Below are 12,565 nucleotides of genomic sequence, written 5' to 3'. Positions count from 1 at the left end.
ATGAAGATCCTGATCGTCCTGACCTACTACACGCCCTACATGAGCGGGGTGACTGAATTCGCGCGGATGCTTGCCGAGGACCTGTCCCATCGCCACGAGGTCACCGTGCTCACCACCCAGCACGATGCATCCCTGCCGGTGGAAGAGACCATCAACGGCGTGCGCGTGGTGCGCGCACCGGTGTTCGCCCGCATGCACAAAGGCGTCCTGAGCTGGAAGTTCATCACCTGGTTCCGCCGACTGGCGCGGCAGCATGATGTGGTCAACCTGCATATGCCGATGCTGGAATCGGGCCTGCTGTCATTGCTGGTCCCGGCCCGCAAGCTGGTGGTGAACTACCAGTGCGACATGGCCGTGGTGGGTGGACTGCTGGACCGGCTGGCGGTGAACGTGACCCGTGTGTCCTGCTGGCTGGCCACGCGGCGCGCCCGTGATGTCGGGGTGCTCACCCACGATTACGCGAGCTCATCGGCCTGGTTGTCCGGTATCCGTCACAAGCAGCATGAAGTGCTGGCGCCGATGAAGGCGATGCCCTGGCAGGATCGCCCGGCGAGTACCGACGGGGTGTTCCGCTTTGGTTTCGTGGGCCGCTTCGTCGCCGAGAAAGGCCTGCCCGTCCTGCTGGAGGCCTTCAGCCAGGTCCATGCCCTGCATGGCGACCGTGTCCGCCTGGTGCTGGTCGGGGATACCCACAACATCGCCGGCGGCGGCATCATGGATGCCATCCACGGCAGCATCGCCGCGCTGGGGGATGCGGTCGACGTGCGCGGTCGCGTCAGCGAACAGGAACTGCAGGCGTTCTATGCGCAGCTCGATGTGCTGGTACTGCCCAGCGTCAACCGCTATGAAGCGTTCGGCATGGTGCAGCTGGAGGCGATGCTCAGTGGTTCACGGGTGATCGCGTCGAACCTGCCGGGCGTGCGCACCATCGTGCAGAACACCGGCAATGGCGAAGTGGTGCCGGTCGGCGATGCACCGGCACTGGCGGCAGCGATGCTGCGCCTGATGGCCAGCCGCGATGCGGCAAGCCGTGCCGAGGTACGCGCACAGGCACTGCAGGCCTATCCGCTGCGGCGCTTCTACGACCTGCAGGAAGCCATGCTGCTGGATCGTACCGGGTCCGAGCGTCCGGCCTGATCCCACCTGGCCGGGTTGCCAGCGCTGCCTGCGGGCAGCGCTGGCACCGTCATTCCCCGCGCTCGAATGACGGGCTGCGCGCCGGTGGCGCAGCCGTGATGTGCCTGATTCAGATCGCCGCCAGTACCGACAGGCCACCCACCAGCACCGTGATCAGGCTGCCGGGATCCTTCACTGCGAACACGACCGGGTCGTCGTGCATTTGTCCACGGTGGGCCAGCAGCCAGGTGCGGCAGATCCAGTAGAGCAGGACCGGGCACAGCAGCCACAGGAACAGCGGATGCCCGTAGAGCTCCTGGCTTTCCGGCGCGTTGATGTACAGGCACAGCACCAGTACCGACGCCATGCCCGACGCGGTACCCAGGGCCTGTACCAGTCCCAGGTCCTCGACGTGGTAGCCACGCCCGCTGGGCTTCTCCTTGCCGCTGGCCAGCGTCATGCGCAGTTCGGTGTAGCGCTTGAGCATGGCCAGGCTGAGGAAGATGAACATCGAGAAGGTCAGCAGCCAGAACGAAAGCGTGACGTCGATTGCCGCGGCACCGCCGACGATGCGGATGGTGTAGAGCGCGGCCAGCATCACCACATCGATCATCACCACCTGCTTCATCCGCAGGGAATAGGCCAGGGTGAGGCAGAAATAGATGGCCAGTACCAGCAGGAATGCAGGGGCGACAATGGCCGCCAGCAGGAAGCCGGCCAGGGTCAGTACCGGCGTGGCCAGCAGCCCCGAACGCAGATCCAGCCGGCCACAGGCGAACGGGCGCTTGCGCTTGCGCGGATGCTGCCGGTCCGAGTCGAGGTCCAGCAGGTCATTGAACAGATACACGCCGGATGCGCACAGCCCGAAGGCGATGAACGCCAGCACCGCGTTGAGCGTGGTCTCCAGCTCCAGGAAACGATGACTCGCCAGCAATGGCACGAACACCAGCACGTTCTTCAGCCACTGGTGGACACGCATCGCCTTGAGCCAGGCGCGTGGGCCGCCGCCTTCGCGGGGCCAGTGTGCGGCAAGCTCCGAACAGTGCGCCGCAGCGCGGGCGACACCGGCACCGGCGTTGACCACCCAGGCCGAATGCGCGTGCTTCCAGATGGCCAGATCAACCCGCGCGTTGCCCATGTAGTCGAAACCGCGCTCGCCGAACGCCTTCACCAGCAGATCGGCCTTGCGATGCCCGGCAAGATTGGTGTGTCCATCGCTGCAGAACACGTCGTCGAACACGCCCAGATGGCGCGCGATCGGCTCCACCAGTGCGGCGTCGGATGCCGTGCACAGGACCCGCCTGCGATCACTGCTGGTCCGCAGCAGTTCGACCACGCGCGGGTCGTACGGCAGCAGTGCCGGATCGCCGGCACCGTGCACCGCCAGCTGGTGCTTCAGGTGCGCCTTGCCACGCAGCAGCCAGAACGGCAGCACGAACAGCATCCAGGGCTGCCGTGCCAGCATCCTCAGGAAGGTCTCGTACAACAGGTCACTGCGCAGCAGGGTGCCGTCCAGATCAACACACAACGGCCTCGAACGGCCGGCACCCGAAGCACTCACCGATCAGCCTCCCGCGCGGCCGTACTGGTCTTCGAAACGAACGATATCGTCCTCGCCCAGGTAGCTGCCCGACTGCACTTCGATCAACTCCAGCGGCAGCTTGCCCGGGTTCTTCAGGCGGTGGGTGACGCCCAACGGGATGTACGTGCTCTGGTTTTCCGACAGCAGGATGACCTCGTCGCCCCGGGTCACCTCGGCCGTGCCGCTGACCACGATCCAGTGCTCGGCGCGGTGGTGATGCATCTGCAGGCTCAGGGTCGCGCCCGGCTTGACGGTGATGCGCTTGACCTGGAAGCGGTCGCCGTTGTCGATGGAATCGTAGGCGCCCCACGGACGGTACACCTTGCGGTGCGCGGCAGCTTCACTGCGGCCCTCGCGCTTGATCCGGCCGACAATCTCCTTGACGTCCTGCACGCGGTCCTTGTGGCCGACGAACACGGCGTCGTCGGTCTCCACGACCACCACGTCCTGCAGGCCGACCATCGCGATCAGGCGGTTGCCATAGGCATAGCTGTCCTTGCAGTCCAGGGCGATGACATCGCCATGGCAGGCGTTGCCGTCGGCATCCTTGTCGGACACTTCCCACAATGCCGACCACGAGCCGACGTCATTCCATTCCGCGTCGAGCGGCACCACGGCGGCATCGGCGGTCTTTTCCATCACCGCGTAGTCGATCGAGTCGTTCGGGCTGGCAGCGAAGGCCTCGGCGTCGAGGCGGATGAAGTCGTTGTCGCGTGCGGCCTTGTCGAGCGCATTGCGGCAGGCGGCGAGGATCGCCGGCTGCAGCGTCTCCAGTTCCTTCAGGTAGCGCGAGGCCTTGAACAGGAACATGCCGCTGTTCCAGAAGTACTCGCCGGATGCCACGTACTGTTCGGCGGTAGCCAGGTCGGGCTTCTCGACGAAGCGGTCGACGGCACGCACGCCTTCACCCGTGGCGGCCTTGATGTAGCCGTAGCCGGTCTCCGGCGCCGTCGGCACGATGCCGAAGGTGACCAGCTTGCCGGATTCGGCCGCGACGGCGGCCTGCTTGACCGCGGCATGGAACGCCGCCTCGTTGCGGACCACGTGGTCCGACGGCAGCACCAGCAGCAGCGCGTCATCGCCGGCCGACAGTGCCTGCAGCGCGGCGATGGCGATCGCCGGCGCGGTGTTGCGGCCGACCGGCTCGAGGATCAGCGCCTGCGGCAGCACCTTGCATTCGCGCAGCTGCTCGGCCGCCATGAAACGGTGTTCCTGGTTGGCGACTACGATCGGTGCCGCGCCGGCAATCGACGCAACGCGCTTCCAGGTCGCCTGCAGCATCGTGTCGTTGCCGACCAGCGGCAGGAACTGCTTCGGATACGCTTCGCGCGACAGCGGCCACAGACGCGTGCCAGAGCCGCCGGAAAGAATGACGGGAACGATGGGATTCATGGTGCGTCCTTCGGTTAATGGTTTGCCGGCGTGCCGCCGATCAGGGCGGTCAGCTCGGCGATGCGTTCGCGCAGCAGGGCGTCATCGCCACGGGTTTCGATGTTCAGGCGCAGCAGCGGCTCGGTGTTGGAGCTGCGCAGGTTGAAGCGCCAGTCGGCGAAATCCGCACTGACGCCATCGGTATGGTCCAGTACCGGCTGCTGTTGCTGGAAATGCGCCAGCACGCGCGCCACGGTCGCCTTGGCATCGTCAACACGGAAGTTGATCTCGCCGCTGCACGGATAGGCCTTCATGCGATCGGCCACCAGCTCGCCCAGTGACTTGCCGGTCGTGGAAACCAGCTGCGCGATCAGCAGCCACGGGATCATGCCCGAGTCGCAGTAGGCGAACTCGCGGAAGTAATGGTGGGCGCTCATCTCGCCGCCGTAGATGGCATCTTCGGCACGCATGCGCTCCTTGATGAACGCATGCCCGGTCTTGCTCATGATCGGCACGCCGCCGGCCTGCTCGACCATTTCCACGGTGTTCCAGGTCAGGCGCGGGTCGTGGATGATCTTGCCGCCCGCCTGGCGGGCCAGCAGCGCCGTCGCCAGCAGCCCGACCAGGTAGTAGCCCTCGATGAAGTTGCCGTCGGCGTCGAAGAAGAAGCAGCGATCGAAATCGCCGTCCCAGGCGATGCCGAAATCGGCACCGTGCGCGCGCACGGCATCGCGCGTTGCCGCACGGTTCTCCGGCAGCAGCGGATTGGGGATGCCATTCGGGAAACTGCCATCGGCCTCGTGCTGGATGCGGATGAACTCGAACGGCAGGTGCGGCGCCAGTTCGTCGATCACCAGGCCAGCGCCACCGTTGCCGGGGTTGGTGACGATCTTCAGCGGCTTCAGGCCGGCCACGTCGACGTAGCCGAGCAGGTGCTGGATGTAGGCGGACTTGTCGGTGTCCTGGCGGACCTCGCCCTGGCCGGTTCCCAGCGGCGCCTCCGAGGCGGCGAAGTCGCGGATGTCGAACAGGCCGGTATCGCCGCTGATCGGCTTGGACTCCTCGCGCACCAGCTTCATCCCGTTGTAGTCCATCGGGTTGTGGCTGGCGGTGACCATGATGCCGCCGGCGGCCTTGCGGTGGAAGGTCTGGAAATAGACCTCCTCGGTACCGCACATGCCGATGTCGATGACATCGCGGCCGCTGGCGGTAAGGCCTTCGATGGCGGCCTGCAGGAGGGCGGGGCTGCTCAGGCGGATATCGTGTCCCACCACCACCGGTCCCGGGCCCAGCAACGCGGCAGTGCCGGCGCCGATGCGGCGGGCAAGGCGTTCATCCAGTTCATCCGGAACGCGGCCACGGATGTCATAGGCCTTGAAACACGGGAGCGTCATCGATGCAGTCCTTACACGGGTTGACCCCGGATTATAGCGACAGGCACTGCAAGGACGGGTGAGCCAGGCCAGCGTCCCTGCGGGCCCCAGAAGGAAGGGAATGCCGCGTAACCTGTTGATTACGCGGCACCCCGGGCGGGCGCTCAGCCCAGCGCGGCCTCGAGTTCGGGCAGGATCGTGAACAGATCCCCGACCAGGCCGATATCGGCAATCTCGAAGATCGGCGCATCGCCGTCCTTGTTGATCGCCACGATCGTGCCGGCATCCTTGATGCCGGTCAGGTGCTGGATCGCACCGCTGATGCCGACGGCCACGTACAGCTCCGGCGCGATGATCTTGCCGGTCTGGCCGACCTGCAGGTCGCTGGGCACGTAGCCGGCATCGACGGCGGCGCGCGAGGCGCCGACGGCGGCACCGAGCTTGTCGGCCAGCTGGAAGACGACCTTGAAGTTCTCTTCCGAGCCGACACCACGGCCACCGGAGACCACGCGCTTGGCGCTCTGCAGGTCCGGACGGTCGCTGGCACCGGCGGCCAGGCCGACGAAGCGGGTGTGGGTCGGCAGTGCCGCATCGACGCTGGCCGCTTCGATGGCAGCGCTGCCGCCCTGCGCGGCTTCCGGCCACGACGCGGCACGCACGGTGGCGACCACGACCTGGTCGGCCGGGGCTTCCACAGTGATGATGGCGTTACCGGCGTAGATCGGGCGCTTGAAGGTGTGGCTGCCTTCCACGGCCATCAGGTCGGAGACCTGGTTGACGCCCAGCAGGGCGGCCACGCACGGCATCAGGTCCTTTCCGAAGGTGGTGGACGGGCCGAACACGTGGCTGTAGCCCTTGGCCAGCTGTGCGATCTGCGGCGCCAGCACCTGGGCCAGGGCCTGTGCGTTGGCGGCGTTGGCCACGGTCAGGACCTTGGCGACGCCGGCGATCCTGGCGGCCTCGGCGGCGACGGCCGTCGGATCGGCGGCCAGCACCAGCACGTCGATGCTGGCACCGCTGATGGCAGCGGCGGCGCTGACGGTCTTGGCGGTGGCGGCGTTGAGCTTGCCGTCGTGGTGCTCGGCGATGACGAGAATCTTGCTCATTACAGCAACCCCTTCTGCTTGAGTGCGGCCACCAGTTCGGCCGCGTCCTTGACCATTACACCCTTGCTGCGCTTGGACGGCGCAGCGTACCGGGTGGTCTTGAAGGTGTCGGCGGCTTCAACGCCGAGGTCGGCCAGCTGCAGGGTTTCCAGCGGCTTGGCCTTGGCCTTCATGATGTCCGGCAGCTTGATGAAGCGCGGCTCGTTCAGGCGCAGGTCGGTGGTGACGACCGCCGGCAGATCCACTTCCAGTGTTTCCAGGCCGGCGTCGACCTCACGGGTCACCGTGGCCTTGCCATCGGCGATGTCCAGCTTGCTGGCGAAGGTCGCCTGCGGGCGGCCCCAGAGCGTGGCCAGCATCTGCCCGGTCTGGTTGGCGTCATCGTCGATGGCCTGCTTGCCGAGGATAACCAGGTCCGGCTGCTCCTTCTCGACCAGCTTGAGCAGGGTGCGCGCGGCGGTCAGCGGCTGGATGGCCTGGTCGGTGACCACGTGCACGGCACGGTTGGCGCCCATGGCCAGGCCGTTGCGCAGATGCGCCTGGGCGTCGGCCGGGGCGATGGTGGCCACCACCACCTCCGTGGCGATGCCCTTGTCGCGCAGGCGCAGGGCTTCTTCCAGGGCGATTTCATCGAAAGGATTGGGAGACAGCTTGACGCCGTCGGTGACCACGCCGGAACCGTCCGGCTTGACCTGAATGCGGACGTTGTAGTCCACCACGCGCTTGTATGCGACGAGGATTTTCATCTGGTACGGGGTCCTTCAGTAACAGGGAGAACGTCCGGTCCTGACAGCAACCGGTTCGGGGGTGGGATCCCGATTCTAGCTGGCTTGGGGCAACCATGCGAATGCGTATGGTTGTGCTGCGGCGCACTAATGCTCTCTCAGGGAAGGGGCTCTGTTCACCCGTCAGAGGCAGTGGTAAAGGTGGGCCCGATGTATCCTGCTGCGCTGCACCCGACTGCCAGGCGGCGCGGGAGCCTTGATCGAACAGGAGTAACGGGTAGTGCCAACTTGGATTGTCACCGGCGGCGCCGGGTTCATTGGCGGCAATTTCGTCCTCGAGGCCGTGGCCCGTGGCGTCAAGGTCGTCAACCTCGATGCACTGACCTATGCCGGCAACCTGCAGACGCTGTCCAGCCTGGAAGGTAATCCGGACCACGTGTTCGTGCACGGCGACATCGGCGACCGTGAGCGGGTCGCCCGCCTGCTCGCCGAGCATCAGCCCGATGCGGTGCTGAACTTCGCGGCCGAGAGCCACGTCGACCGCTCCATCGATGGCCCCGGGGCCTTCATCCAGACCAATGTGGTGGGGACCCTGGGCCTGCTCGAAGCGGTGCGCGACTACTGGAAGGCGTTGCCGGCCGAGCGCGGCGCAGCGTTCCGCTTCCTGCATGTGTCCACCGACGAGGTGTACGGCACGCTGGGCGAGACCGGCGCGTTCAGCGAGACCACCCCGTACGCGCCGAACTCGCCGTACTCGGCGTCCAAGGCCGCGTCCGATCACCTGGTGCGTGCGTTCCACCACACCTACGGGCTGCCGGTGCTGACCACCAACTGCTCCAACAACTACGGCCCCTACCACTTCCCGGAGAAGCTCATCCCGCTGGTGATCGCCAAGGCGCTGGCCGGCGAACCGCTGCCGGTCTACGGCGACGGCAGGCAGGTGCGTGACTGGCTGTTCGTGTCCGATCACTGCGAGGCGATCCGCACCGTGCTGGCCAAGGGCCGGGTGGGCGAGACCTACAATGTGGGCGGCAATTCGGAACGGCAGAACATCGAGGTGGTGCATGCGATCTGCGCTTTGCTGGACCAGCGCCGTCCGCGCGCTGACGGGCAGCCGCGCAGCAGCCAGATCACCCATGTGGCCGATCGCCCCGGCCATGACCGTCGCTATGCGATCGATGCCAGCAAGCTGAAGAACGAATTGGGCTGGCAGCCGGCGCACACGTTCGAGCAGGGCATCGCCTTCACTGTTGACTGGTACCTGGAGAACCAGGACTGGGTCGAGGGCGTGCTTGACGGCAGCTACCGCCTGCAGCGCATCGGCACTACGGCCTGAACCCAGGAGACGTCATGACCCAGCGCAAGGGCATCATCCTCGCCGGCGGAACCGGCACCCGGCTGTATCCGATCACCAAGGGCGTCAGCAAGCAGCTGTTGCCCGTGTACGACAAGCCGATGATCTACTACCCGCTCAGCGTGCTGATGCTGGCCGGCATCCGGGAAGTGCTGATCATCAACACCCCGCATGAGCAGGCCCTGTTCCAGCAGCTGCTGGGTGATGGCTCGCAATGGGGCATGGACATCCAGTACGCCGTGCAGCCCAGTCCGGATGGGCTGGCGCAGGCGTATCTGATCGGCCGCGAGTTCGTCGCCGGCAAGCCCAGCTGCCTGGTCCTCGGCGACAACATCTTCCATGGCCACGGCCTGCGCGACGTGCTCCGGCGGGCCGACGCCCGCACCGATGGCGCGACCGTGTTCGGCTACTGGGTCAACGATCCCGAGCGTTACGGCGTGGCCGAATTCGACAAGGACGGCCGGGTTGTCGGCCTGGTCGAAAAGCCGCAGAACCCGCGTTCCAACTACGCGGTCACCGGCCTGTATTTCTATGATGGCAACGCCAGCGATTATGCGGCCGAGCTGAGGCCTTCGCCGCGCGGCGAGCTGGAAATCACCGATCTCAACCAGCGCTATCTCGGTGCGGGCAGCCTGCATCTGGAGGCGCTGGGGCGTGGCTATGCATGGCTGGATACCGGCACTCACCAGTCGCTGCTGGAAGCGTCCAACTTCATCGAGACCATCCAGACGCGCCAGGGCCTGCAGGTCTGCTGTCCGGAAGAAGTGGCGTTCGGGCAGGGCTGGATCAATGCCGAGCAGCTGGAAGCGCTGGCTGCCCCGTTGATCAAGAATGGCTACGGCCAGTACCTGCACACACTCGCATTGCGTGGAGTGGTTCCGTGAAAGTGATTGAAACCCGGTTGCCGGGATGCGTGGTGATTGAACCGGCGGTGTTTGGTGACGAGCGCGGCTTCTTCTTCGAAGGCTGGAATGCGGCGCGATTCGGCCAGCTGGGCCTGCCCGACCGCTTCGTGCAGAGCAATGTCTCCTCATCGAGCAAGGGCGTGCTGCGCGGCCTGCATTACCAGTGGCCGCGACCGCAGGGCAAGCTGGTGAGCGTGCTGGAAGGCGAGGTGTACGACGTGGCCGTCGATATCCGCCGCGGATCGCCCACCTTCGGCCAGTGGGAAGCAGTGGTGCTGAGCGCGCAGAACAAGCGCCAGTTCTGGATTCCGGAAGGCTTCGCGCACGGATTTGCCGTGCTGTCCGACACCGCGCTGTTCCACTACCTGTGTACCGATGTGTACGTGAAGGAAGCCGATGCCGGAGTGCGCTGGAACGACGCGGACATCGCAGTGGACTGGCCGGTGGGCGCGCCGACGCTCTCGCCCAAGGACGAACATGCGCCGTTCCTGAAGGACATCGCCGAGGAACGTCTGCCGGTCTTCGCGCCATGACGGTTCTCGTGCTGGGTGGCAACGGCCAGGTCGGCCAGGAGCTGCTGCGCGCGCTGGCGCCGTTGGGGCCGGTGGTCGCCACCACCCGCAGTGGCCGGCTGCCTGATGGCAGCCCCTGCGAGACGGCGGACTTCGGCCAGCCCGCGAGCCTGCCGGCGCTGCTGGATCGCGTGCAGCCATCGGTGGTGGTCAATGCGGCGGCCTATACCGCCGTGGATCGCGCCGAGCAGGACATCGAGGCCGCCTTCGCCGCCAATGCGCAGGCCCCGGGGGTGATCGCGCGCTGGTGCCAGGCGCAGGGCGTGCCGTTCGTGCATTACTCCACCGACTACGTGTTCGACGGCGAAGGTTCCGCGCCCTATCGCGAGGACGAGCCGACCGCGCCGCTGGGTGTGTATGGCACCAGCAAGCGCGATGGCGAAGACGCCGTGCGCGCTGCCGGTGGCCGCCACCTGATCTTCCGTACCGCATGGGTGTATGCCGAGCACGGCGCGAACTTCCTGCGCACGATGCTGCGCCTGGGCGCAGAGCGCGACCATCTGCGTGTGGTGGCCGACCAGATCGGCACGCCGACGCCGGCTGCGCTGATCGCCGATGTCACCGCGCTCGCGCTGCAGCATCCTGCCGCGCTCTCCGGTACCTGGCACCTCACCGCCAGTGGCCAGACCAGCTGGCACGGCTTCGCTGAAGCGATCTTCGCCGAAGCGCTGGCAACCGGTGTCCTGCACAGGGTGCCGGTGGTTGAAGCGATTCCGGGTGCCGAGTATCCGACCCCGGCGCGGCGGCCGGCCTGGTCGGTGCTGGACAACAGCGCCCTGCAGCAGGCGCTGGGCATCGTGCTGCCGCCGTGGCAGGACGGCCTGAAGCAGGTCATGGCCGCGATCGCGCGCGGCTGAGGGCACGCCGCAATTGCTGCGGCGCATCCCAGCCGGATGCGGGTGTGCCGCTAGAATGCGGGCATCCTTACCGTGTGGGACAGCAAAGCGATGGACAAGTCCAATACCGGCGGCAAGCGCAGCAAGCGCTATGCCAGCGCGGCCCAGGCGCTGGAGGGCGTGGTCGCCGATGGCCAGACGCTGGCCGTCGGCGGCTTCGGCCTGTGTGGCATACCCGAGGCACTGATCGCAGCCTTGCGCGACAGTGGAGTCAAGGGCCTGACCGTGATCTCCAACAATGCCGGTGTCGATGGCTTCGGCCTGGGCCAGCTGCTGGAAACACGCCAGATCAGCAGGATGATTTCGTCGTACGTGGGCGAGAACAAGGAGTTCGAGCGCCAGTTCCTGGCCGGTGAGCTGGAGCTGGAATTCAATCCACAGGGCACCCTGGCCGAGCGCCTGCGTGCCGGCGGCGCCGGAATTCCTGCCTTCTTCACTGCCACCGGCTACGGCACGGTGGTGGCCGAAGGCAAGGAGACCCGCGAATTCGACGGCAGGCACTATGTGCTGGAAACCGCGCTGCGTGCCGACGTTGCCCTGGTGAAGGCGTGGAAGGCCGACGAAGCCGGCAACCTGGTGTTCCGCAAGACCGCGCGCAATTTCAATCCGGCCTGCGCGATGGCCGGCAAGGTGTGCATCGCCGAAGTGGAAGAGGTGGTGCCGGTCGGTGCGATTGATCCGGACCAGGTGCATCTGCCGGGGATCTATGTGCATCGCATAGTGCACAACGCGCATCCTGAAAAGCGAATCGAGCAGCGCACCGTGCGTGCGGAGGGCAACTGACATGGCGTGGACCCGCGATGAGATGGCGGCCCGCGCCGCCCGTGAACTGACCGACGGTGCCTATGTGAACCTGGGCATCGGCCTGCCGACCCTGGTCGCCAACCACATTCCCGAAGGCGTGGACGTGTGGCTGCAATCCGAGAACGGCCTGCTTGGCATCGGCCCGTTCCCGACCGAAGCCGAGGTCGATGCCGACCTGATCAACGCCGGCAAGCAGACCGTGACCGCGCGCGCCGGTGCCAGCTACTTCGGCAGCCATGACAGTTTCGCCATGATCCGTGGCGGCCACATCAACCTGGCCATTCTTGGCGCGATGCAGGTGACCGACAAGGGCGATCTGGCGAACTGGATGGTGCCCGGCAAGATGGTCAAGGGCATGGGCGGCGCGATGGACCTGGTGGCCGGCGTGCAGCGCGTGGTGGTGCTGATGGAGCACACCGCGAAGAACGGCGAGCACAAGGTGCTGGCCGAATGCACGCTGCCGTTGACCGGCGTGGGCGTGGTCGACCGCATCATCACCGATCTGGCTGTGTTCGACGTGACCGATGCCGGTCTGGTGCTGGTGGAGACCGCGCCGGGGGTTGACGAGGACGAACTGAAGGAAAAGACCGGCGTGCCGTTCCGGCGTGCCTGAGTCCGGCGGGGGGGGGGGGGGGGGGCCCCCCCCCCAAAAAACCAAAAGGGGGGGGGGGGCGCCCCACCCGCCGCGCCCCCGGCCGCCCCCCCCCCCCCCCCCCCCCCACCCCCAAAACAACGAGGGGGCGCCCGCGCCGGTTATTGGG

Annotated in this window: 12 protein-coding genes; 7 read left to right on the top strand and 5 right to left on the bottom strand. The window is 66.5% G+C overall.

What is annotated here, in order from left to right; translation table 11 throughout:
- Complete coding sequence (locus tag ACVOME_RS16125) at positions 1 to 1,137, top strand: glycosyltransferase family 4 protein (protein WP_164152893.1); 1,137 nt, start codon at positions 1 to 3, stop codon at positions 1,135 to 1,137.
- 109 nt (positions 1,138 to 1,246) lie between these two features.
- On the opposite strand, the gene ACVOME_RS16120 is transcribed toward ACVOME_RS16125, so the two are convergent.
- From ACVOME_RS16120 to ACVOME_RS16100, 5 genes are all read right to left on the bottom strand, one after another.
- On the bottom strand, positions 1,247 to 2,677 hold the full coding sequence (locus ACVOME_RS16120) for a UbiA family prenyltransferase (RefSeq protein ID WP_262218483.1): 1,431 nt from the start codon (positions 2,675 to 2,677) through the stop codon (positions 1,247 to 1,249).
- 3 nt (positions 2,678 to 2,680) lie between these two features.
- Positions 2,681 to 4,090 carry a mannose-1-phosphate guanylyltransferase/mannose-6-phosphate isomerase gene (locus ACVOME_RS16115; RefSeq protein WP_065175349.1) on the bottom strand — a complete coding sequence of 470 codons (1,410 nt, stop codon included), beginning with the start codon at positions 4,088 to 4,090 and terminating at the stop codon, positions 2,681 to 2,683.
- Between the two features lie 14 nt (positions 4,091 to 4,104).
- Positions 4,105 to 5,463, bottom strand: coding sequence for a phosphohexomutase domain-containing protein (locus ACVOME_RS16110; RefSeq protein ID WP_053516973.1), 1,359 nt, complete (start codon positions 5,461 to 5,463; stop codon positions 4,105 to 4,107).
- A 143-nt stretch (positions 5,464 to 5,606) separates the two neighbouring features.
- Positions 5,607 to 6,548, bottom strand: coding sequence for an electron transfer flavoprotein subunit alpha/FixB family protein (locus ACVOME_RS16105; RefSeq protein WP_065182502.1), 942 nt, complete (start codon positions 6,546 to 6,548; stop codon positions 5,607 to 5,609).
- On the bottom strand, positions 6,548 to 7,294 hold the full coding sequence (locus tag ACVOME_RS16100; protein WP_053516970.1) for an electron transfer flavoprotein subunit beta/FixA family protein: 747 nt from the start codon (positions 7,292 to 7,294) through the stop codon (positions 6,548 to 6,550). The genes ACVOME_RS16105 and ACVOME_RS16100 overlap by 1 nt, the downstream gene beginning before the upstream one ends.
- Positions 7,295 to 7,553: 259 nt before the next feature.
- On the opposite strand from ACVOME_RS16100, the gene rfbB reads away from it, so the two are divergent.
- The 6 genes from rfbB to ACVOME_RS16070 all read left to right on the top strand — a co-directional run bounded on the left by rfbB (position 7,554) and on the right by ACVOME_RS16070 (position 12,417).
- Positions 7,554 to 8,609: a dTDP-glucose 4,6-dehydratase gene (rfbB, locus tag ACVOME_RS16095; protein WP_065175347.1), complete on the top strand. Its 1,056-nt coding sequence runs from the start codon at positions 7,554 to 7,556 to the stop codon at positions 8,607 to 8,609.
- 14 nt (positions 8,610 to 8,623) lie between these two features.
- Positions 8,624 to 9,511 (top strand): glucose-1-phosphate thymidylyltransferase RfbA, encoded by an 888-nt coding sequence (rfbA, locus tag ACVOME_RS16090; RefSeq protein ID WP_053516968.1) that lies wholly within the window; start codon positions 8,624 to 8,626, stop codon positions 9,509 to 9,511.
- The gene (gene rfbC, locus ACVOME_RS16085) at positions 9,508 to 10,065 is read left to right on the top strand and encodes a dTDP-4-dehydrorhamnose 3,5-epimerase (protein ID WP_053516966.1); all 558 of its coding nucleotides are present in this window, start codon (positions 9,508 to 9,510) and stop codon (positions 10,063 to 10,065) included. The genes rfbA and rfbC overlap by 4 nt, the downstream gene beginning before the upstream one ends.
- Positions 10,062 to 10,961: a dTDP-4-dehydrorhamnose reductase gene (rfbD, locus tag ACVOME_RS16080; protein ID WP_478053422.1), complete on the top strand. Its 900-nt coding sequence runs from the start codon at positions 10,062 to 10,064 to the stop codon at positions 10,959 to 10,961. The genes rfbC and rfbD overlap by 4 nt, the downstream gene beginning before the upstream one ends.
- Before the next feature lie 90 nt (positions 10,962 to 11,051).
- Complete coding sequence (locus ACVOME_RS16075; protein ID WP_053516964.1) at positions 11,052 to 11,783, top strand: CoA transferase subunit A; 732 nt, start codon at positions 11,052 to 11,054, stop codon at positions 11,781 to 11,783.
- Position 11,784: 1 nt separating this feature from the next.
- Positions 11,785 to 12,417 carry a CoA transferase subunit B gene (locus tag ACVOME_RS16070; RefSeq protein ID WP_065175345.1) on the top strand — a complete coding sequence of 211 codons (633 nt, stop codon included), beginning with the start codon at positions 11,785 to 11,787 and terminating at the stop codon, positions 12,415 to 12,417.
- Positions 12,418 to 12,565 lie beyond the last annotated feature (148 nt).

This window comes from Stenotrophomonas sp. STEN008 (assembly GCF_056760435.1).
This window is presented reverse-complemented; position numbering and strand designations above follow the sequence as displayed.